Origin of the sequence: Paraburkholderia kururiensis JCM 10599 = LMG 19447 (genome assembly GCF_003986935.1) — a bacterium.
Classification (GTDB): domain Bacteria; phylum Pseudomonadota; class Gammaproteobacteria; order Burkholderiales; family Burkholderiaceae; genus Paraburkholderia; species Paraburkholderia kururiensis.
This window is the reverse complement of record NZ_RJZE01000013.1, coordinates 199575-219990: the sequence shown is the minus strand read 5'-3', so window position 1 is coordinate 219990 and position 20416 is coordinate 199575. Positions and strand designations below refer to the sequence as shown.

17 protein-coding genes and 2 pseudogenes are annotated in these 20416 nt (G+C 65.5%); 13 read left to right on the top strand and 6 right to left on the bottom strand.

Annotated features, from left to right (window positions below; all coding sequences use genetic code 11):
• Positions 1-355: pseudogene (locus PKKP23_RS17605) on the bottom strand (ABC transporter permease); the annotation flags it as partial.
• Between the two features lie 750 nt (positions 356-1105).
• On the opposite strand from PKKP23_RS17605, the gene PKKP23_RS17600 reads away from it, so the two are divergent.
• Both PKKP23_RS17600 and PKKP23_RS17595 read left to right on the top strand, forming a co-directional pair.
• Positions 1106-2794: a sensor domain-containing diguanylate cyclase gene (locus PKKP23_RS17600; protein WP_126877842.1), complete on the top strand. Its 1689-nt coding sequence runs from the start codon at positions 1106-1108 to the stop codon at positions 2792-2794.
• A gap of 207 nt (positions 2795-3001) precedes the next feature.
• Positions 3002-3268, top strand: a complete 267-nt coding sequence (locus PKKP23_RS17595; RefSeq protein WP_017773215.1) for a double-stranded DNA-specific endonuclease — start codon at positions 3002-3004, stop codon at positions 3266-3268.
• A 129-nt stretch (positions 3269-3397) separates the two neighbouring features.
• Here PKKP23_RS17595 and PKKP23_RS17590 read toward each other — a convergent pair whose 3' ends face one another.
• Both PKKP23_RS17590 and PKKP23_RS17585 read right to left on the bottom strand, forming a co-directional pair.
• Positions 3398-4723 carry an ATP-binding protein gene (locus PKKP23_RS17590; RefSeq protein ID WP_017773214.1) on the bottom strand — a complete coding sequence of 442 codons (1326 nt, stop codon included), beginning with the start codon at positions 4721-4723 and terminating at the stop codon, positions 3398-3400.
• Positions 4707-5438 (bottom strand): response regulator, encoded by a 732-nt coding sequence (locus tag PKKP23_RS17585; RefSeq protein WP_017773213.1) that lies wholly within the window; start codon positions 5436-5438, stop codon positions 4707-4709. Before PKKP23_RS17585 ends, PKKP23_RS17590 begins: the two co-directional genes overlap by 17 nt.
• A 223-nt stretch (positions 5439-5661) precedes the next feature.
• Here PKKP23_RS17585 and PKKP23_RS17580 point away from each other — a divergent pair, with 223 nt between their 5' ends.
• From PKKP23_RS17580 to PKKP23_RS17555, 6 genes are all read left to right on the top strand, one after another.
• Positions 5662-6201 carry a Spy/CpxP family protein refolding chaperone gene (locus tag PKKP23_RS17580; RefSeq protein ID WP_126877841.1) on the top strand — a complete coding sequence of 180 codons (540 nt, stop codon included), beginning with the start codon at positions 5662-5664 and terminating at the stop codon, positions 6199-6201.
• 530 nt (positions 6202-6731) lie between these two features.
• Complete coding sequence (locus tag PKKP23_RS17575; protein ID WP_126877840.1) at positions 6732-7511, top strand: ABC transporter substrate-binding protein; 780 nt, start codon at positions 6732-6734, stop codon at positions 7509-7511.
• Between the two features lie 167 nt (positions 7512-7678).
• A complete protein-coding gene (locus tag PKKP23_RS17570) occupies positions 7679-8368 on the top strand; it encodes an ABC transporter permease (protein WP_017773210.1) in 690 nt (229 codons plus the stop codon).
• Between the two features lie 9 nt (positions 8369-8377).
• Positions 8378-9091, top strand: coding sequence for an ABC transporter permease (locus PKKP23_RS17565; RefSeq protein ID WP_017773209.1), 714 nt, complete (start codon positions 8378-8380; stop codon positions 9089-9091).
• 24 nt (positions 9092-9115) lie between these two features.
• Complete coding sequence (locus PKKP23_RS17560; RefSeq protein WP_126877839.1) at positions 9116-9904, top strand: ABC transporter ATP-binding protein; 789 nt, start codon at positions 9116-9118, stop codon at positions 9902-9904.
• Between the two features lie 646 nt (positions 9905-10550).
• Positions 10551-11663 (top strand): porin, encoded by a 1113-nt coding sequence (locus PKKP23_RS17555; RefSeq protein ID WP_126877838.1) that lies wholly within the window; start codon positions 10551-10553, stop codon positions 11661-11663.
• A gap of 158 nt (positions 11664-11821) precedes the next feature.
• Here PKKP23_RS17555 and glnK read toward each other — a convergent pair whose 3' ends face one another.
• Entirely contained in the window at positions 11822-12160 is a 339-nt protein-coding gene (gene glnK / locus PKKP23_RS17550) for a P-II family nitrogen regulator (RefSeq protein WP_017773206.1), read from the bottom strand.
• Positions 12161-12232: 72 nt separating this feature from the next.
• Positions 12233-13960 carry an NAD+ synthase gene (locus tag PKKP23_RS17545; RefSeq protein WP_126877837.1) on the bottom strand — a complete coding sequence of 576 codons (1728 nt, stop codon included), beginning with the start codon at positions 13958-13960 and terminating at the stop codon, positions 12233-12235.
• A gap of 110 nt (positions 13961-14070) precedes the next feature.
• Here PKKP23_RS17545 and PKKP23_RS17540 point away from each other — a divergent pair, with 110 nt between their 5' ends.
• Together PKKP23_RS17540 and PKKP23_RS17535 are read left to right on the top strand one after the other, a co-directional pair.
• Positions 14071-15261, top strand: coding sequence for a GNAT family N-acetyltransferase (locus PKKP23_RS17540; RefSeq protein WP_126877836.1), 1191 nt, complete (start codon positions 14071-14073; stop codon positions 15259-15261).
• A 74-nt stretch (positions 15262-15335) separates the two neighbouring features.
• Positions 15336-15755: pseudogene (locus PKKP23_RS17535) on the top strand (GIY-YIG nuclease family protein); the annotation flags it as partial.
• Positions 15756-15843: 88 nt separating this feature from the next.
• On the opposite strand, the gene ppa reads toward PKKP23_RS17535, so the two are convergent.
• On the bottom strand, positions 15844-16371 hold the full coding sequence (gene ppa / locus PKKP23_RS17530; RefSeq protein ID WP_017773202.1) for an inorganic diphosphatase: 528 nt from the start codon (positions 16369-16371) through the stop codon (positions 15844-15846).
• 266 nt (positions 16372-16637) lie between these two features.
• Between ppa and PKKP23_RS17525 the strand changes: the two genes are divergently transcribed.
• The 3 genes from PKKP23_RS17525 to PKKP23_RS17515 all read left to right on the top strand — a co-directional run bounded on the left by PKKP23_RS17525 (position 16638) and on the right by PKKP23_RS17515 (position 20393).
• Complete coding sequence (locus PKKP23_RS17525) at positions 16638-18077, top strand: aldehyde dehydrogenase family protein (protein ID WP_126877834.1); 1440 nt, start codon at positions 16638-16640, stop codon at positions 18075-18077.
• A 116-nt stretch (positions 18078-18193) separates the two neighbouring features.
• A complete protein-coding gene (locus tag PKKP23_RS17520; protein WP_126877833.1) occupies positions 18194-18952 on the top strand; it encodes an SDR family oxidoreductase in 759 nt (252 codons plus the stop codon).
• Between the two features lie 121 nt (positions 18953-19073).
• Entirely contained in the window at positions 19074-20393 is a 1320-nt protein-coding gene (locus tag PKKP23_RS17515; RefSeq protein WP_126877832.1) for an MFS transporter, read from the top strand.
• Positions 20394-20416: the final 23 nt, after the last annotated feature.

The following is a 20416-nucleotide window of genomic DNA, read 5'->3' as shown; positions in this document are numbered from 1 at the left end:
TGTAGCCCAGCACCGGCACCGACTGCAGGATGTCGAGCACCGGCACCAGCACCATGCCCGCGCGCCGGCTCTTGGCCGCCAGCGTGCCGTAGGTGAAGGTGAACGCCAGCGACGCCACCATCGCCGCAAGCATGCGCAGCGTGGTGCGCATGGCGTACTCGGGCAGCATCGACGGCTCCAGCATGATCGCCTGGGTCTGCAGCGTGGACATCGGCGCGAGCGTCTGGTGAAAACCGATCGCCGCCATCGCGATCAGGCACAGGATCAGCGGGAACGCCACAAAGTCCCAGCCGTTCGGCAGCAGCCGCCACGCCGACGCGTTCGCCGTGCGGTTCAGGTTGAAGCTGAAGTCCATCTCAGCGTGCCCCCACAGATGCACCACCGTGATGGTCGCCCACGGTCGTGCAATTCCCCGGCTCGTTCATCGAGCGGGATGCTGCGACAGGAAGCGTCGGGAAGCGGTCGGGAAAACAGCAATGAGACATGGCAAAACGCATAGGCGCGTCATCCGTTGCAGTTCGAGAAACACGTCGTTCCGGCCGGCGTTGCACGCCCGCACGGCACGCGAGACGCATGCGCCCTTCGCAGCGATCGGCGGCTTGCGCCTTGCCGGCGAGGCCCCTCGCGCGAGCCAGACAGCGCCTGCGGGGCTGCACTTCGGCGGCAGTTCTTTAGGACCGCATGACACTACTACAACCTGTGTGACAGGCACAACCTCAAGGCACAACCTTGCTCCCGGAACCAACCACACGCAGACTGCGGGCACATCGCATGGCCGCGACATCGCGCTCCGACGTGGTTCTCGACTGTCGCTCTCGACCGCCACGCGAAAGCAAATGGAAAGGGCGCTTGCCGAAACGGCGAGGAGCCGCGTGACGCGCGATCCGAACCGCGCTGAGGCGCCCCGCCCATCCCGTACGCCATCGCAGAGGTAAAATCGCCGAGCGGGCTGCGAGCCCCGCCGGGCGACGGAGACACCCACGCGAGCGCGGCCCGCCAACACGAACACTCCGGCGTCATCGCTTCCGGGGCCCGGCAGGCCGGCGCGCGGCGGACGATCTCCCCCAGCCGCCTTCATACGGATACCAGACAGATCGAAAGGCCGATGAACAGGACATCCTTGCGCCAGCTGGCCGCACCGCTTGGCCTCGTGCTTGCGGCGATCCTCTGCTGGTTCGCCGCCGGTGCGATCGCCGACCGCATGGTCCAGCAGGAGCTCGCCGCCGCACTGCGCGCGCAGCGGCAGGTGACCTCTTCGATCGTCGATAACATGGCCGAGGTCATTGCGAGCGACCTTGCGCTTTCGCGCGCCATTCCATCGACGATGGCCGAGCTCGACGCCGTGCAGGACGTGCTCACCGCGGTCCGGCAGTACACGCCGGATGACGGAAAGTCCGATGCCGGACGGCTGGCGCAGCTTGCGGGCGTGCCGGCGCTCGCAGCGATCAATCGCTTCCTTCACGACGCACAGGGTTTCTCCGGGCTCGACGCCATCTGGCTCATCAACGTCAACGGCTTGTGCGTGGCATCGAGCAATGCGACCGGCGCTCACCCGTATATCGGCAAGGACATGCGCACCCGTCCCTACTTCGTCAGCACGCGTCTTGGCGCCTTCACGGAAGGCTACGGCGTGGGACGCCAGAGCGGCGACCCCGGCATCTTCATCGCCGCGCCGGTCTACGACGAAGGCATGCTCGTCGGCGCGGTCGTCGCGCGCATGTCGCTCTCGCGGCTGCGGCACTGGGTAGCGCATCCCGGGTCGTTCGTGACGGATCAGAACGGCGTCATCATCATGGCCAACGACAACCGGCTCGAAGGTCGCACGCTGCCGAATGCCGCGGCGCTCACGATGAACCCCGGCGAGCGCGTCAACATGTATCTGCGCGACCGGTTCCCGCCGCTCGAAATCCGCTCGCTCAGTGCGGACATGCGCGCAGAGGAACCCTGGGTGCCGACCGCGGCCGCCGCGCAGTTGTTCGACATGCCGCGGCACCGCACACCGGCGCTCTACGAATCGCGCGGCGGACTCAACTCCGGTCTGTCCGCCCATCTCGTCGATCCGATCGCCACCTGGCCCGAGCTGCATCGCTCGCACGGGCGCGACCGGCTGCTGGTGTTCCTCACGCTCGTGGGCACGGTGACGCTCACGTGGGTCATCACGGTGTCGTGGACGCGCGAGCTGCGACACCATCGCGCCACACGCGATCTCGCCGAGCAGTTGCAGGCGGCCAACGCGCTGCTCGCGGCCGAGGCGCGGCACGACGCGTTGACGGGCGCGCTCTCGCGTCGCTACTTTCTCGATTTGCTGAGGCACGAGATCGACCGGGCCCGTGCGAGCGGCACACCGCTTTGCATGGCCATCGCGGATCTCGACCACTTCAAGCAGATCAACGACTGCTACGGCCACGCAGCCGGCGACCACGCGCTCGAGCACTTCGTCGACACGTGCCGCGCCGAGCTGCGCGGCACGGATGCGGTGGGGCGCCTGGGCGGCGAGGAGTTCGGCATCGTCCTGCCCTCGACGCGGCTTGCCGAAGGCATCGAGGTCATGGAGCGGCTGCGCAAACGGTTCAAGGGATCCCAGCCTGCGAAGCTGCCCGAGGACGTCGAGCTCGCGGTAAGCATCGGCATTACGGAGTACGCGCCCGACGATCCGCCGGAGCGCCTCATCAGCCGCGCGGACATCGCGCTCTATGCCGCGAAGTCGGCCGGACGCGACCGGACCGAGGCACGCGCGCCCGACGACAGCTCGCCGTCTCCGCGCACGGCTGCCAACGCGTCGTGGCAAGCGTAGCGGGAGCGTGCGAGGCGGTGCACGTGAAGTTCAACGGCAATGAGCGGCAGCGCGGCCCGACGACTACATGACCGCCACCCTCCCGCTGCGCCGCGCCGATACCCGGCACGCCGCCTTTAGCGGTTATCATCGGTTAGACATGAGGACGCCGCGGAGGGCGCCGCGCCCTCGCGCGATTCTCGTTGATACGTTCTATCGGAGGTGTGCATGAAGGGGAATCTGGTCATCGTCTGCCGCGACCAGGATGCTCACGCGTTCGACCAGTTGATGGCCGAATACGGAGCGTTCCAGACGCGCCTGTCGTCGACAGCGTGGTATCTGAAGCTCGACGTGGCGCCCGAAGTGGTTCAGGAGGAAATTCTGGCTCGTCTCGGCAAGTACACGACGAACTACATCTTCGAAGCCGACACGGTCACCTACAACACCGTGGACAGCGACGCCGCCTCTGCGCTCGATTCGCTATTCTCGGAGTAGTCGCGCCGCGCGCACCGTAGGTCTCTCACGCGGCGCCCACTTCAGGCGCCTGCATCGGACACCTTCCAATCCAACTCGTCCAACTCGCCGTACCACACAACCAGAGGATGCAAGCCGCGGCCCGCGGCCTCACCAGGCGCCCTGCTGCGCCTCCTCTTTTTTCTCGCCACGCGGCATGGCGTCCTGCGAAAACGTCATCAGTGCACGCAGGCCGCCGCCTTCGTGGTTGCCAATTTCCCACTCACCGCCTGCACGCCGCACCAGCCGCTCCACGATGGCGAGCCCCAACCCGCTATGCCCGTTGCCGCCGCGCGCGGGGTCGAGCCGCACGAACGGGCGGCTTGCGTTGATGAGATCTTGCGGAGCGATACCTTTGCCGCTGTCGCTGACCGAAAGCGTGTAGCCGCCGGCCGTGCGCGCCGTGGCGACCACGACGGGCGGTGCGCCGTAGGCATGCGCGTTGTCGAGCAGGTTCGACAGGATGCGCTCCAGCGTGGCCGCCGGAAGCTTGAAGCCGCCGCCTGCTTCCAGCCGCATTTCGATCGCGGCAGCGCCGGGGGCAACGGCGCGGTACGAGCGCACCATGCGCCGGCACTGCTCGTCCACTTCCACCGGTTCGCTGCGGTCCGCGCCGTCGTGCGCAAAAACGAGGAACTGGTCGACGATGTGCGCCATGGAATCGACGTCGCGTACCACGCCGTCGCGCATGCGGGCTTCCTCCATCATTTCGGCGCGCAACCGCAGCCGCGCAAGCGGCGTCTTCAGATCGTGCGCGACGCCGGCCAGCATGACGGCGCGATCGTTGTCCGTGCGCGCCACCTCCTGCACCATCTGGTTGAAGCCGTGCGTGAGCTGGCGCAGTTCGCGCGGACCGCGTTCCGGCACGGGCGGCACGGGCAGCCCGCGGCCGAAGCGCGACACCGCCTGCGCAAGCGAGCGCAACGGCTGCTGAAGCTGCCACGCTGCCACGAGCGCGGCGATCAGCGCGGCCGAGAAGATGATGATGAACCACGGCACCATCTTTTCGATGGGCCTCAGCAGGCGCAACGGCTGCACCGGCACGACGATCCAGCTGCGATCGGCCGGCGAGCGCACCCACAGCGTGGGCGGATGTCCCGGCGTACCGACGCGCACGTCGGTGCCGGGCGGCATGCGGTCGCGCACGTCTTCAAGGAAGCGGCGCAGCGACGGCGGGAGGTCATCGGGATTGATGGGGACGTCGCGGCTGGTGGGGTCGACGAGCCGCACGCGCGAAGGCAACGGCTGATCCGGCGAGCGCGCGACGTGCTGCCGCACCGCCTCGACGAGAAAGGTGGCCTCTTCGACGGCATAGCGCGTCTGCAACTGGTTGCGTTCGAGCCGCATGAGCGCGAACCAGGCCACGTGAGACAGCAGCAGCACCCCGATGAACAGCAGGGCCAGCCGCCCGAACAGTGAATCAACCGGTCGACGCATGAGCGTTTGGCTCTCCGTCCGGCACAAAGACATAGCCACGGCCGCGCACCGTCTGGATGAAACGCGGCGTGGAAGGATCCGTTTCGAGGATGCGGCGCAGGCGCCACACCTGCACGTCGATGCCGCGGTCGGTGCCGTCGTATTCGGGACCGTGCAGCAGTTCGAGCAGGCGCTCGCGCGTGAGCGTGCGCATGGGGTGATTGACGAAAATCTTCAGGAGCGCGAATTCACTGCCCGACAGCGTGAGCGGACGGCCCTCCTGATGCAGCGCGCGCGACTGGAAATCCAGCATGAAACGGCCGAACGAGAACGGCTCGCGCTGCTCGGGCGCGGCGGCCGACGGCAGCGTGCGCCGGCGACGCAGCACCGCCTGCACGCGCGCGAGCAGTTCGCGCGGATTGAACGGCTTGCCGAGGTAGTCGTCGGCGCCGAGTTCGAGACCGACGATGCGGTCCACGTCGTCGGCGCGCGCGGTCAGCATGATCACCGGGATGTCGTCGCCCGAGGCGCGCAGCTTGCGCAGCGCCGTGAGGCCGTCGACGCCGGGCATCATCAGGTCGAGCACAATGAGGTCGGGGCGTTCGCGTTCGAGCCGGCGCTCCAGCGAGCCGGCGTCGTGCAGCACCGACACTTCGATGCCCTGTTTGACCAGATAGTCGCGCAGCAGGTCGCGCAGTTCTACGTCGTCGTCGACGACAAGGATTTGAGTAGCCATGGCGGAAGTTTATCGTGCGGCCCGTTACGTTTGCCCCCCGACTTTCCCCAAAGGGTTACGGGGCGTTACTACGAAAGGCTGGCGTAATGTCGCGTAACGACTCCGAACGGGGCCGTAACACGACGCATCGTGCGCCTCTCTACGCTGTGCATCACCGGTTGCGGAAATGCGCGTCCATTATTGCGCACCCGCTCCGACCGACGATCACACAAGGAGCATCACGATGTACAAGAAGCCCTCTCGCATTCTCGCCGTTGCCGCTGCCGCGCTGACGCTTTCGCTCGGCGTCGCTTACGCCCAGATGCCGCCGCCCGGTGGTCCTGGCGGCCCTGGCGGTCCGGGCATGCACGAGCATTTCATGAAAGAGCTCACGCAGGTACACGACCGCCTCAAGCTGAATGCCGACCAGGAAAAGCAGTGGCAGGCCGCCCTCGACACGATGAAGCGCGACCACGAAGCCCAGCGCGCGATTCACGAGAAGATGCGCCAGCAGTTCGACGCCATGAAGCAGCAGCCCATTCTCGATCTGAACGCCCTGCATGCGGCACGTCAGCAGGCCGAACAGCAGAACGTGCAACTGCGCGAGGAAACGGCGCAGGCCTGGCTTGCGTTCTACAACGGCTTGAACGACCAGCAGAAGACGACGGTGAGCACGGAGCTCAAGACGCGCTTCGAGCGAATGGAAGCGCACCGCGAGAAAATGCGTGACCGTTGGGAGCATCGCCGCGGCCCGGCGAGCGCGCCGGCGCCGGTCCAGCAGTAACGCTGTCCCGCGGCCGGGCACGCAAGGCATGCCCGGCCGCTGACGGACGCGGCATCCCGGTTTCGTGACGGGGGCCGCCTTTCCGTTCTTCTCCTTCCCAGCCGCTTCGGCGCTCCAACGGTTGCGCCGGCATCCATCGGCGCACGTCCCCGCCCCACCATCGCCCGCCCTCTTCCGGCCCCATGCCGCCGCACTGGCACGCCCATCCTGTTCAGGTAAAATACCGCGCTTTTCGGCCTGCGCCGGCCTCGCGTCGCCTTGTGCAGGCACCGGTGCAAGACGGACAGAGCCGGGAGACGCCGGTTTAGCGCCCGCTTCGGCGCGCCGTGAAGCCGGGCCCAAAACCGGGCGCAAGCCGCGCCACGAGGCAAGGCCGCAGCCCATGACCGGACCGCGCATGCCGGCCATCCAGCAGGGCAAAAAAGCGGTGTCGCCAATTTTTGACCGCCTAGAATAGCGGCGGCCGGTCACGAGCCGGCCGGGAGGGTGTCGCACAGCCACAGCGACAACCGCTCAGTATCAGGAGAATCATGAAGAAGCTCGCAGTTTGCGTGGCGCTTACTGTCATGGCCACGGGGGCCATGGCGAAGGAATGGAAAACCGTGCGCATCGGCGTCGATGCCAGCTACCCGCCGTTCGAATCGAAAGCGCCCAACGGCCAGATGGTCGGCTTCGAGGTCGATCTCACACGTGCCCTGTGTGCGCGGATGAACGTGAAATGCGTCTGGGTGGAGCAGGACTTCGACGGGATGATCCCCGCCCTGAAAGCGAGGAAATTCGACGCAATCGTGTCGTCCTACACCGTTACCGGGCAGCGCCGCCAGCAGATCGCCTTCTCCGACAAGATGTACGACGCGCCCGCCCGGATGGTCGCCAAAGCCGGCTCGCCGCTTTTGCCCACGGCCGCATCGCTCAAGGGCAAGCGCGTGGGCGTCGAGCAAGGCTCGACTCAGGAGGCGTACGCCAAAGCCTGGTGGGAGCCGAAGGGCGTGACGGTCGTCACCTATCCGAATCAGGATCAGGTCTATGCGGACCTGCTCTCGGGACGACTCGACGCGACGCTGCAGGACGAAGTGCAGGCCGACGCCGGCTTCCTCAAGACGCCGCGCGGCAAAGGCTTCGCCTTCGCCGGTCCCGAAGTGAAGGACCCGAAGACGATCGGCGAAGGTACGGCGATCGGTCTGCGTCCCGAAGATATCGAATTGAAGGCGATGTTCAACACGGCGCTGGCCGAAATCCATCAGGACGGCACGTTCCGCAAGCTCGCGAAGCAGTACTTCGACTTCGACATCTACCCGGGAAGCCAGTAGCACCCGCGCCCGGGCGAGCACCGATGGTGTTTCGTGCGGGGGCGGTAATAAAGTCCACGACACCGTTTCGCCGGCAACGGCGGAGCATCCCTGGTTTCATTTGCACAGCGGCACGCGAAGTGCCGCGTCTTTCGCGGCGCGCCTGACGTGCCGTCAAGGACCTCGATATGCTCTTTCAAGGCTACGGCCCGCTGATCCTCGCCGGCACATGGCAGACCGTCAAGCTCGCAGTTCTTTCGCTGGCGCTTTCGTTTTTGCTGGGCCTCCTCGGCGCGGCAGCGAAGCTCTCCAAGAACCGGCTCTCGCACGGCGTGGGCACGCTCTACACCACCCTCATTCGCGGCGTGCCCGACCTCGTGCTGATGTTGCTGCTCTTCTACGGCATCCAGATCTGGCTCAATAACCTGACGGACATGCTCGGCTGGGACCAGATCGACATCGACCCCTTCGCGGCCGGTGTCATCGTGCTCGGCTTCATCTACGGTGCGTATTTCACCGAGACGTTCCGCGGCGCGTTCCTCGCCGTGCCGCGCGGCCAGCTGGAAGCCGGCCACGCCTATGGCATGACGGGCTGGCAGGTATTCCACCGCATCATGTTCCCGCAGATGATGCGCTTCGCGCTGCCCGGCATCGGCAACAACTGGCAGGTGCTGGTGAAATCGACGGCGCTCGTCTCGATCATCGGCCTCGCCGACGTCGTGAAGGCCTCGCAGGATGCCGGCAAGGGCACGCTGCGGTTCTTCTTCTTCACGCTGCTTGCAGGGGCAATCTACCTCGGCATCACGACGGTTTCGAACTTCGTGCTCATCTACCTCGAAAAGCGCTACTCGACCGGCGTGCGCAAAGCGGAACTCTAAGGCGAACCTATGCTCGAGCTGATCCAGCAATACTGGCGCAACTATCTCTACACCGACGGCTACCGCTTCACCGGCGTCGCGATCACGCTGTGGCTGCTCGTCGTTTCCATCGGACTCGGCTTCTGCCTTTCGGTGCCGCTCGCGGTGGCGCGTGTGTCGAAGAAGAAATGGCTCGCGGGCCTCGTGTGGCTCTACACCTACATCTTTCGCGGCACGCCCCTCTACGTGCAGTTGCTGCTCTGCTATACGGGCCTCTACAGTCTCGAGATCGTCCGCTCGCACGAGCTCACCAACGCGTTCTTCCGCGAGGGCATGAATTGCACGCTGCTCGCTTTCACGCTCAACACCTGCGCCTACACGACGGAAATCTTCGCCGGCGCCATCAAGGCCACGCCCTACGGCGAGATCGAGGCGGCCCGCGCCTACGGCATGTCCACCTTCACGCTGTACCGGCGCGTGATCCTGCCGTCGGCGCTGCGCCGCGCGTTGCCCTACTACAGCAACGAGGTGATCCTGATGCTGCACGCCACTACGGTGGCGTTCACGGCCACGGTGCCCGACATCCTCAAGATCGCGCGTGACGTCAATTCGGCGACCTATCAATCGTTCGGCGCGTTCGGCATTGCCGCGCTGCTCTACCTCACCATCTCTTTCACGCTCGTGTGGCTGTTCCGCCGCGCCGAGCACCGCTGGCTCGCTTACCTGCGGCCGCAAGGCAAGTAATCAGGCGCCCGCCCAAGGACTTCGATGGATTCCCAGACGCACAAGCAGAAGCTCTTCGTCGATACGCTGCACAAACAGTACGGCGACAACGAAGTATTGAAAGGCGTGTCGCTCAAGGCGAACGCCGGCGACGTGATCAGCATCATCGGCTCGTCCGGTTCGGGCAAGAGCACGATGCTTCGCTGCATCAACTTTCTCGAACAACCCAACGCGGGCCGCATCTTCGTGGACGGCGAAGAAGTGCGCACGCTACAGGACAACCGTTCCGGCGCGCTGCGCGTGTCGGACCAGAAGCAACTGCAGCGCGTGCGCACCAAGCTTTCGATGGTGTTCCAGCACTTCAATCTGTGGGCGCACATGAACGTGCTCGAAAACATCGTGGAGGCGCCCGTGCACGTGCTCGGCGTGCCGCGCCGCGAGGCGGAGGAGCGCGCCCGCACGTATCTGGAGAAGGTGGGCCTCGCGCCGCGCGTCGAGAAGCAGTACCCCTCGCATCTGTCGGGCGGCCAGCAACAGCGCGTCGCGATTGCGCGGGCACTCGCCATGCAGCCCGACGTCATGCTCTTCGACGAACCGACGTCGGCGCTCGACCCGGAGCTCGTTGGCGAAGTGCTGAAGGTGATGCAGACGCTCGCCGAAGAAGGCCGCACGATGATCGTCGTGACCCACGAAATGGCCTTCGCGCGCAACGTATCCAACCACGTGATGTTCCTGCACCAGGGTCGCGTGGAGGAGGAAGGCCACCCCAGCGAGGTGTTCGGCAATACGAAGAGCGAGCGCCTCAAGCAGTTCCTGTCGGGCAGTCTCAAATAGCGGGCCGCGCGACGGTATGTCGCCGGTCTGAAGACCGTACGTCGTCCTTGTTGTCTTGATACGGGGCGGCGAATGTAGTCAATGTAGTTTTACAAGGCGCTTACGGCGCCTTTTCTTTTGCTCCGCGCCCCTTCCGCTCCCCGCGCAGGAAGACCCCAAAAGCCGCCGCAAACCCGCCAAAACCGGCCCAAACAGCCGTTCTTTCGCACTACTCCGGGAGTTTTCTGGCGTCAATACAGAGAATCCTGAACGCCCCCTGTCAAAAGCCGTGAGTCCTTTATCAGACAAGGCCTGGCGGAATTTTCACTGCTGTTGTCAGGCGTCCCGCAGCATCGATCTATTGCAATTTGACGACACCTGACCGAAGTCACGCGAATTTGTTCGCCCGGGCGAGTCTTTTTTGCTAAATTAGTAACCAAAGTAGCAAAACAAAGTTGATTAAAAGTAGTTTCACTTCAAAAACGGAGGAGACACCGGTCAACGCAGGATCGGCATGACGGGATAAGAGCCAGTTGTCTGGCCGCGTCATACCACAGCGATCCTCAGTGCACCGTCTCCCAAAATTCCGGTTCCTGTTCGCCGCGTGATGCGTGCGAACACCATTCGCAGTACTGGGTTGACTTCTTGACAGGGTATGGAGGAGAAGATGAAGAAAGCTTTGCTCGCAGCAGCTCTGATGTCGGCTGGCGTGGTTGCGCACGCACAGAGTAGCGTCACGCTGTATGGGCGCCTGGACGCAGGTCTCGAGTACATCAGTGGGCTGCCGAACAACAGCTACACCGGTTCGACCTCGCGCTGGCGCGCGGAGAGCGGTGACTGGGGCACGAGCCTGTGGGGCATGAAGGGCGTCGAAGACATCGGTGGCGGCAACAAGGTGCTGTTCCAGTTGGAAGGCAGCTTCAACACGATGAACGGCACGGGCCCTGGCGGCGGCGGCCTCTTCAATCGCTGGGCGACCGTCGGTATGTCGAACGACAACTACGGTACCCTGCTCTTGGGCCGCGAACTCTTCATCTCGAACGGCGTGTGGGACTTCGATCCGTTTGGTCAGTCGAACTGGTCGTCGGCGTCGCTGGTGCGTGGCCGCAACTGGCCGCAGTCGAGCAACAACATTTCGTACCAGTCGCCGAAGTTCTACGGCTTTGACGCGTACGGCCAGTACGCGCTGTCGAACGCGACGAACTGGAACGGTAACGGCACGACGTCGCAAGGCCGTGAAGGCGGTCTGCAACTGACCTACACGTCGTCGCTCTTCCAGGTTCGCGGCATCTACGACGAAATCCGCAACAACGCCAACGGCCTCTTCACCGACGCGTTCAACTTCTCGCGTGAATACACGGCTGCGGTCAACGTGTTCCTCGGTCCGTTCAAGATCCAGGGCGCGTACCAGGCGATCCGCACGTCGCATGACGCCACGCTGGCCGGCGCTGCGCCGACCTCGCTCGATCACGAATGGGGCGGTGTAACGTGGCAAGCCACGCCGGCTGCAGCCCTGATCGCGGCGGTCTATCACGTGAACGCGAACAAGGGTCAAGGCAACGCGACGATCTACACGATCGGCGGCTCGTACAACATCTCGAAGCGCACGCTGCTCGACATCCAGATCGCTACGGTGCGTAACAGCAAGACCGCGAACTTCGGTCTGGATGCCAACCCGGCAGGTGCGGGCGGTACGGTTTCCTCGACGACCTACAACGAGAACCCGCTGCCTGGCCACAGCCAGACGGGCGTGTACGCCGGCATCCAGCACTCGTTCTAATCGACGGGTGAGAACAGAACAGCTGTAGAAACACTTTCACGCTGCTGCGAGAGGCGCGTATCGGTGCGGTACCCGAAAGGGTGTCGCACCGTTTTTTATTTTGCGGCGCCGCTTTTGAGTGTTCTATTTGCGGGCGCCGTCTGGCCGGTGCGCGGCCCTTAAACCGCCGCTTCGTTCTCCTCGCCGGTGCGGATGCGGATCACGCGCTCCACTTCCGCCACGAAAATCTTGCCGTCGCCGATCTTGCCGGTGCGCGCCGCGCCGATGATCGCGTCGATCACCTGGTCGGTCTGCTCGTTCGCCACCACGACCTCGATCTTCACCTTCGGCAGGAAGTCCACCACGTATTCGGCGCCGCGGTACAGCTCCGTGTGCCCTTTCTGGCGACCGAAGCCTTTCACCTCGGTCACGGTCAGGCCCGTGAGCCCCACTTCGGCCAGCGCTTCGCGCACTTCATCGAGCTTGAACGGTTTAATGATGGCGGTGATGCGTTTCATGGCTTACCTCGTCTCGTATCAGTGTTCGAACGTTCGAAAAAAAAGAAAGGGCGCGTCGATTCTACGCCCCGTTCATTGCAGCGGTTCCGTGTAGCGCGACGTGATCGGATAGCGCCAGTCGCGGCCGAACGCCCGGTGCGTCACGCGAATGCCGATCGGGGCCTGGCGCCGCTTGTACTCGTTGATCTTGATGAGCCGCGTCACGCGCTGCACGTCTTCGGGCGCGTAGCCGGCCGCCACGATCTCGGCGAGCGACCGGTCCTCTTCCATGTACATGCGCATGATGGCGTCGAGCACGTCGTAGGGCGGCAGGCTGTCCTGGTCGGTCTGGTTCTCGCGTAGTTCCGCCGAGGGCGCGCGCGTGAGGATGCGCTCCGGGATGATGTTCTGCTTGGCAAACCCAGACGCAGCATTGCGGTAATGGCAAAGCCGATAAACCAGCGTCTTGGCGATGTCCTTGATCACGGCAAAGCCGCCCGCCATGTCGCCGTAGAGCGTGCAGTAGCCCACGGCCATCTCGCTCTTGTTGCCCGTGGTGAGCACGATGGAGCCGAACTTGTTGGAGAGCGCCATCAGCAGCGTGCCGCGAATGCGGGCCTGGATGTTCTCTTCCGTTGCGTCTTCGGGCCGGCCGGCGAATTCCGTTGAGAGCGCGCCGCGAAAGGCGTCGAACATGGGCGCAATCGCAATCTCGTCGTAGCGCACGCCGACGCGGCGGGCCATGTCGGCGGCGTCCGTGGTCGAGATGTCCGCGGTGTAGCGCGACGGCATCATCACGGCGCGCACGCGGTCGGCGCCCAGCGCGTCGCATGCCACCGCGAGCACGAGCGCCGAATCCACACCGCCCGACAAGCCGATGATCGCGCCCGGAAACCCGTTCTTGCCGATGTAGTCGCGTACGCCCATTACGAGCGCACCGTAGACCTTCGCTTCGAGCGACGTCTCGGGCGCGACGACAGCCGGCAAGGGCCGCGGCGCGCCGCCTTCCGTTTCGATCTCGACGATGGCGTGCCCTTCCTGGAACTGCGGCATGCTCGCCACCACCTCGCCCTGCGCGTCGAGCACGAACGATCCGCCGTCGAACACGAGTTCGTCCTGGCCGCCCACCATGTTCACGTAGACCATGGGCAAGCCGGTCTCGCGAATCCGCGCACGCAGAATGTCGACGCGCGTGGCCTCCTTGTTCAGGTGATACGGCGAGCCGTTAGGAATCAGCACGACCTGCGCGCCCGCGGCCTTCGCCATTTGCGCGGCCGAGGCGTGCCACGCGTCCTCGCAGATCACCACGCCGTACTTCACGCCGTCGAGTTCGAACACGAACGGCTTCGCACGAGACGCGAAGTAGCGCTTCTCGTCGAAGACCTCGGTGTTCGGCAGATCCTGCTTGAGGTAGGTGCCCACCACTTCGCCGTCCACGAGCAGCGATGCTGCGTTGAACGTATCGACAGGCGGAAGGCCGCGCTCGATCGGCGCGTTTGCATTACCATGGCCCTTCGCGCTGCCGACGCTATCGCGAGCCTCGCCGCTATCGCGCCACGGATGCCCCACCACGACGTGCAGACCCTTGAAGGGCTTCAGCTCGCGGGCAAGCTGGGCGAGCGCGGCCGCGCTTGCGGCATAGAACGCGGGGCGCAGCAGCAGGTCTTCGGGCGGGTAGCCGGACAGGGCAAGCTCCGGGGCTACGACGAGCCGCGCACCATCCTCGTGCGCTGCGCGCGCGGCGGCAACGATCTTCGCGGTGTTGCCGGCGAAGTCGCCGACGGTGACATTGAGTTGGGCAAGAGCGATTCGGGTCTTCATGGCAGGGACAAGGGCAACGCAGTGCGAGCGCGCCGCCACGGTGGCTCGACGGGGACGCCCTGGACTTCACAGGCGCAACGGGTCGAACGGTGAAACGACGGTCAGAAAGATTGAATCAGGAACGCTTCGATTATCGCACGGGCATTCTGGACTCACCGCTCGAGGTGGGACGCGACGAATGGAACGCCCTCCTCGCCCGGCAGGCTCAGCCCACACCGTTCCTGCGTCACGAGTTTCTCGCGGCACTCCACGAGACGCACTGCGCAGTCGCGGACACCGGCTGGGCGCCGCGCTTCGTGACGCTCACCGACGCCAGCACGAACCGCCTCGCCGCTGCGGCGCCGGTCTATCTGAAGGGCCACTCGTACGGCGAGTACGTGTTCGACTGGGCCTGGGCCGACGCGTACAAGCGCAACGGACTCGAGTACTACCCGAAGCTGCTCTGCGCCGTTCCGTTCACGCCGGTCCAGGGCACGCGACTGCTGGCCACCGACGAATCCGCCCGCCGCCATCTCGCCGCCACGCTGGTGGCGTTTGCGGAACAGGCCGACGTGTCGTCGCTGCACGTGCTGTTTCCGACCGCAGACGAAGCACAGGCGCTCGCCGACGTCGGCACGATGCTGCGCGAGGGCGTGCAGTTCCACTGGATCAACGCCGGCTACCGCGACTTCGACGACTTCCTCTCCACGCTGGAACAGAAGAAACGCAAGAACATTCGCGCCGAGCGACGCAAGGTGCACGAGGCCGGCGTCACGTTCCGCCGCGTGCGCGGCGAGGACGCGACAGACGCCGAATGGCGCTTCTTCAACCGCTGCTACCGGCAGACCTACCGCGAGCATTTCTCCACGCCGTATCTGAACCTCGACTTCTTCCGGCGCATCGGCGAAACAATGCCCGAGAACCTGCTGCTCGTGATCGCCGAACGCGAAGGCAAGCCCATCGCGAGTTCGCTCGTCGTCTACCAGCGCGGCGAAACGGACCAACGCGGCGCCGCAAGCCCGAGCGGCACGCTGTACGGACGCTACTGGGGCGCGCTCGAACACGTGCCATGCCTGCACTTCGAGACCGCGTACTACCAGCCGCTGGAGTTCTGCATCGAGGAAAAACTCGCCACCTTCGAAGGCGGCGCGCAAGGCGAGCACAAGATGGCGCGCGGCTTTCTGCCCACGGCCACGCATTCGGCGCACTGGCTCGCGCATCCCGCTTTCGCCGACGCCGTCGCGCGCTTTCTGTCGAGCGAAACTGAAACCATTCACGCCTACGTCGACGAACTGCGCGAGCACAATCCGTTCAGAAGCTGATGCGCCGCCCGTCGGTCGCCGCCCTCGCCCCTCTCCTATCGCCCTGCTCACACAACAACAAAAGTCAGCGCCCCATGCCGTGGTTCCTCTATCTGATCGAATGTGCCGACGGTAGCGTCTACACCGGCATCGCCACCGACGTCGCCGCTCGCTTCGACAAGCACGCAAGCGGCACAGGCGCGCGCTACACGCGCTCGCGCAAGCCGCTGCGCGTGCTGGCATCGTTCGAGGTGGCTGATCGGGCGGCCGCCTCGCGCGCCGAGTATTGGGTCAAGCAACTGCCGGCCCGCGAAAAGCGGGCGCTGGCGGCAGGCGCGCGTACGCTCGAATCGGTACTGCCGCAGGTATCGGTGGACGATGCGGCGCTCACGGAAGTCGCCGTAACCGGATCAGCGTCGCATGAGGCCATGGCCATGGAAGCCGCCGTGCCCGATGCTTCAGTGCCCGACTTTTCAGTACCCGACAACACCCCGCTGCAGTCGCGCGGCAAACGGCGCACCCAATAAAAAACCGCGCGGCCCTTGCGGGCTCGCGCGGTTCTTGCGGCTGGATTTCCTCCAGCCGGTCCGGCAGCGCTTACGCTTACTTCTTGTAGTTCGCCACGCCGTCGTTGATTTCCTTGTGAGCGGCATCCACGCCGGCCCACCCTTCCACCTTCACCCACTTGCCCTTTTCGAGCGCCTTGTATTGCTCGAAGAAGTGCTTGATCTGGTCCTTCAGATATTGCGGCACGTCGTCCACGGACTTCATGTGGGCCGTCATCGGACAGATCTTGTCGTGCGGCACGGCGATCAGCTTGGCATCGACGCCCGACTCGTCGGTCATCTGCAGCATGCCGAGCGCGCGGGCGCGCACCACGGCGCCGGCCAGCAGCGGAAACGGCGTGATCACCAGCACGTCGACGGGGTCGCCGTCGCCGGAGAGCGTCTGCGGAATGAAGCCATAGTTCGCCGGGTAACGCATGCCCGTGCCGATGAAGCGGTCGACGACGAGCAGGCCCAGTTCCTTGTCGGCCTCGTACTTCACCGGATCGCTTTGCGCCGGAATTTCGATGATCACATTGAAATCGTGCGGCAGATCCTTGCCGGGGGGGACGTTGTTGAAGCTCATGAGCGCTCTCTGGTGAGGATGAAATCCGGAACGCGGCGCGCGGTTCCTGCGCAGCACAAACGCCGCGCGAGAGCCGGACCGTCGGGGAATGCGCCATTATAGCCAATCGGATCGCGGCGCCCGCCGCTGGCCGGGACGCCGCGCCCAGCAGGAAGCATGGCCGGTCCGGGGCGATAATGCAGCGACCGGCCGGGCCCACCGCACGTCGGGTTCTGCCTGCATCCAACCCGCACGATCCACCCGAGATCAACAACGCGAGGCGCACGATGATCGAAGCGAAGCACTTCATTGGCGGCGAATGGTGTCCGCCGTCGAACGGCGAGACCATCGCCGTACTCGACCCGTCCGATGGCAAGCCTTACTCGCGCATCGCGCGCGGCACCGCGGCCGACGTCGAACGCGCCGTACAGGCGGCCCAGACCGCGTTCGGCGGCGCGTGGGGTGCGGCGAGCGCCGCCGAACGCGGGCGCGTGCTGTACCGGCTTTCCATGCTCGTAGCCGCCTGCGGTGAAGAACTCGCGCAGATCGAGGCGCGCGACACCGGCAAGCCGCTGAAGCAAGCCCGCGCGGATGCCGCCGCGCTCGCGCGCTACTTCGAGTTCTACGCCGGCGCCGCCGACAAGCTCCACGGCGAGACGCTGCCTTACCAGGCCGGCTACACGGTGCTCACGGTGCGCGAGCCGCATGGCGTGACGGCGCACATCGTGCCCTGGAACTATCCGATGCAGATTTTCGGACGCAGCGTGGGCGCGGCGCTCGCGGCGGGCAACGCCTGCGTCGTGAAGCCGGCCGAAGACGCCTGCCTCTCCGTGCTGCGCGTCGCCGAACTCGCCGCCGAAGCCGGGCTGCCCGCGGGCGCGCTGAACATCGTGACGGGCTACGGCCACGAGGCCGGCGCGGCGCTCGCGAGCCACGCGGGCATCCATCACATCTCGTTCACGGGTTCGCCGCAGACCGGCAAGCTGGTCGCGCAGATGGCCGCCGAGAACCACGTGCCGGTCACGCTGGAGCTGGGCGGCAAGTCGCCGCAGATCGTCTTCGCCGATGCCGACCTCGACGCCGCGCTGCCCGTGCTCGTTTCGGCCATCGTGCAGAACGCGGGGCAGACGTGCTCCGCGGGCAGCCGGGTGTTGATCGAACGCGCCGTGTACGAACCGCTTCTCGACCGCCTCGCCACTGCTTTCAACGCATTGCGGGTAGGACCGTGGCATGCCGACCTCGACTGCGGCCCGCTCATCAACGCGAAGCAGCAGCAGCGCGTGTGGGATTTCCTCTCCGACGCGCAGCACGACGGCATCGCGATGGCCGCGCACGGCGAAGTGGTAGCCGATGCGCCCGAAAGCGGCTTCTATCAGGCGCCGACGCTGCTGCGCGACGTGCCTGCGACGCACCGTCTCGCGCGCGAGGAAGTGTTCGGCCCCGTGCTGGCGGCGATGCCCTTCGAGAGCGAAGACGAAGCCGTAGCGCTTGCGAACGGCACAGCCTACGGACTCGTGGCCGCCATCTGGACTCGCGACGGCGCACGTCAGTTGCGCATGGCGCGGCGCGTGCGCTCGGGTCAGGTGTTCATCAACAACTACGGCGCGGGCGGCGGCGTCGAGTTGCCGTTCGGCGGCGTGGGCCATTCGGGGCACGGCCGCGAAAAGGGCTTCGAGGCGCTCTACGGCTTCACGGTGCTGAAAACCATCGCGATTCGCCACGGCTGAGCGGCCCGGCGAGCACGCGAAGGCATCGCACAGCAGCGCGAGCATCGAGGGCCACCCCGAGCCCTTTCGTGCAGACGACCATCCGGACCACCATGCAGACAACAAAAGGAGACGACATGCGACTCACAGGCAAGACGGCCATTGTCACCGGCTCGGGCTCGGGCTTTGGCGAAGGCATTGCGAAGACGTATGCGCGCGAGGGCGCCAACGTCGTGGTCAACGACCTGAACGGCGCCGCGGCCGAGCGGGTGGCGAGCGAGATCGCGCTTGCGGGCGGCAAGGCGATCGCCGTGACGGGCGACGTCACGCGGGAAGCCGACTGGCACGCGCTGCGCGAGGCCGCCCTGGAGGACTTCGGCAGCGTGCAGATCGTCGTCAACAACGCGGGCACCACGCACCGCAACAAGCCCGTGCTCGACGTGACCGAAGCCGAGTTCGACCGCGTCTACGCCGTCAACGTGAAGAGCCTCTTCTGGAGCGTGCAGGCGTTCGTGCCGTACTTCCGCTCGCAGGGCGGCGGCGTGTTCGTCAACATCGCGTCCACCGCCGGCGTGCGGCCGCGCCCGGGGCTCGTCTGGTACAACGGCAGCAAGGGCGCCATGATCGTCGCGAGCAAGTCGCTCGCCGTGGAGCTGGGCGGCGAGCGCATTCGCGTGAACTGCGTGAACCCCGTAATCGGCGACACGGGGCTCACCGCGCAATTCATGGGCGTGGAAGACACGCCCGAAAACCGCCAGCGCTTTCTCGCGGGCATTCCGCTCGGCCGTTTTTCGACGCCGCAGGACGTGGCCAATGCGTGCCTCTATCTGGCTTCGGACGAAGCCTCGTTCATCACCGGCGTGTGCCTCGAAGTGGACGGCGGGCGCTGCGTGTAGTGAGGCCGTGGGTGAGCCCGCGGGTGAGGCCGCGCCCCGATAGCGCGGGCGAAATCACGCGCGTATAGTGCGCGCAGATCGCAGTCTTTCCACGCACTCAAAACACAAACGAGGAGACAAGATGGCCAGTCCTGCGAATCCCCTGCCTCATTCCGGCGCCGGCGCGCCGCCCTCCAGCTTCGAGGAGGCCACGTACCGGAAAGTCGCCTGGCGGCTCACGCCGCTCCTGATGCTCTGCTACGTGGTGGCGTATCTGGACCGCGTGAACGTCGGCTTCGCCAAGCTCCAGATGAGCACCGACCTGCATCTGTCCGACGCGGTCTACGGCTTCGGCGCCGGCATCTTCTTTCTCGGCTACTTCATCTTCGAGGTGCCGAGCAACGTGATCCTGCACCGCGTGGGCGCGCGGGTCTGGATCGCGCGGATCATGGTGACGTGGGGCATCATCTCGATGCTCACGATGTTCGTCACCACGCCGACGATGTTCTACGTGATGCGCTTTCTGCTCGGCCTCGCGGAAGCCGGCTTCTTCCCCGGCATCATTCTTTACCTCACCTACTGGTACCCGGCGCACCGTCGCGGCCGCATGACCACCTGGTTCATGACCGCCATCGCGCTCTCGGGGGTGATCGGCGGGCCGGTGTCGGGCTTCATCCTGAAGTCCTTCGACGGCGTGAACGGCTGGCACGGCTGGCAGTGGCTGTTCCTGCTGGAAGGGCTGCCGTCCATCGTGGTGGGCGTGCTGGTGTTCCTCGTGCTGGACGATGGCATCAGCAAGGCGAAGTGGCTCACGGCCGAGGAGCGGCAACTGCTCGAAAGCCGCATCGCCCATGAAGACGCGGCCAAGGAAGACATGCCCATCGGCCGCGTGCTGGCGAGCCCTCGGGTGCTGCTCATGAGCCTCATCTATTTCTCGTTCGTGATGGGCCTCTACGGCGTGAGCTTCTGGCTGCCCACCATCATCAAGTCGACCGGCGTCACCGACGCCTTCGCGATCGGCCTGCTTTCCGCCGTGCCGTTCGCGGCTGCGGTCGTGGCAATGGTGCTGGTCGCACGCAGCGCGGACCATCGGCGCGAACGCCGCTGGCACGTGGCGCTGCCCGCGGCGGCCGGCGCCATCGGGCTCGTGTTTTCGGTGATCTGGGCGCACAGCACCGTGCTCGCCATGGCTTCGCTCACGCTGGCGACCATGGGCATTCTGACCACGCTGCCGCTCTTCTGGAGCCTGCCGACGGCGTTTCTGGCCGGCACGGGCGCCGCGGCCGGCATCGCGATGATCAACTCGATCGGCAACCTGGCGGGCTTTCTGAGCCCCTATGCCGTGGGCTGGCTCAAGCAGGCGACGGGCGCGAACGACTCCGGCATGTTCATGCTGGCCGCGTTCATGGTGCTGGGGGGATTGCTGGCGCTTTCCGTGCCGGCACGGCTCGTCAGCAAGTAACGGAAGAGAAGCGATGTATCTCG

Bases quoted from the DNA above. Each gene is read 5' to 3' on its own strand.
- PKKP23_RS17600 (WP_126877842.1), top strand. From the start codon at position 1,106: ATGAACAGGACATCCTTGCGCCAGCTGGCCGCACCGCTTGGCCTCGTG.
- PKKP23_RS17595 (WP_017773215.1), top strand. From the start codon at position 3,002: ATGAAGGGGAATCTGGTCATCGTCTGCCGCGACCAGGATGCTCACGCG.
- PKKP23_RS17590 (WP_017773214.1), bottom strand. From the start codon at position 4,723: ATGCGTCGACCGGTTGATTCACTGTTCGGGCGGCTGGCCCTGCTGTTC.
- PKKP23_RS17585 (WP_017773213.1), bottom strand. From the start codon at position 5,438: ATGGCTACTCAAATCCTTGTCGTCGACGACGACGTAGAACTGCGCGAC.
- PKKP23_RS17580 (WP_126877841.1), top strand. From the start codon at position 5,662: ATGTACAAGAAGCCCTCTCGCATTCTCGCCGTTGCCGCTGCCGCGCTG.
- PKKP23_RS17575 (WP_126877840.1), top strand. From the start codon at position 6,732: ATGAAGAAGCTCGCAGTTTGCGTGGCGCTTACTGTCATGGCCACGGGG.
- PKKP23_RS17570 (WP_017773210.1), top strand. From the start codon at position 7,679: ATGCTCTTTCAAGGCTACGGCCCGCTGATCCTCGCCGGCACATGGCAG.
- PKKP23_RS17565 (WP_017773209.1), top strand. From the start codon at position 8,378: ATGCTCGAGCTGATCCAGCAATACTGGCGCAACTATCTCTACACCGAC.
- PKKP23_RS17560 (WP_126877839.1), top strand. From the start codon at position 9,116: ATGGATTCCCAGACGCACAAGCAGAAGCTCTTCGTCGATACGCTGCAC.
- PKKP23_RS17555 (WP_126877838.1), top strand. From the start codon at position 10,551: ATGAAGAAAGCTTTGCTCGCAGCAGCTCTGATGTCGGCTGGCGTGGTT.
- glnK (WP_017773206.1), bottom strand. From the start codon at position 12,160: ATGAAACGCATCACCGCCATCATTAAACCGTTCAAGCTCGATGAAGTG.
- PKKP23_RS17545 (WP_126877837.1), bottom strand. From the start codon at position 13,960: ATGAAGACCCGAATCGCTCTTGCCCAACTCAATGTCACCGTCGGCGAC.
- ppa (WP_017773202.1), bottom strand. From the start codon at position 16,371: ATGAGCTTCAACAACGTCCCCCCCGGCAAGGATCTGCCGCACGATTTC.
- PKKP23_RS17525 (WP_126877834.1), top strand. From the start codon at position 16,638: ATGATCGAAGCGAAGCACTTCATTGGCGGCGAATGGTGTCCGCCGTCG.
- PKKP23_RS17520 (WP_126877833.1), top strand. From the start codon at position 18,194: ATGCGACTCACAGGCAAGACGGCCATTGTCACCGGCTCGGGCTCGGGC.
- PKKP23_RS17515 (WP_126877832.1), top strand. From the start codon at position 19,074: ATGGCCAGTCCTGCGAATCCCCTGCCTCATTCCGGCGCCGGCGCGCCG.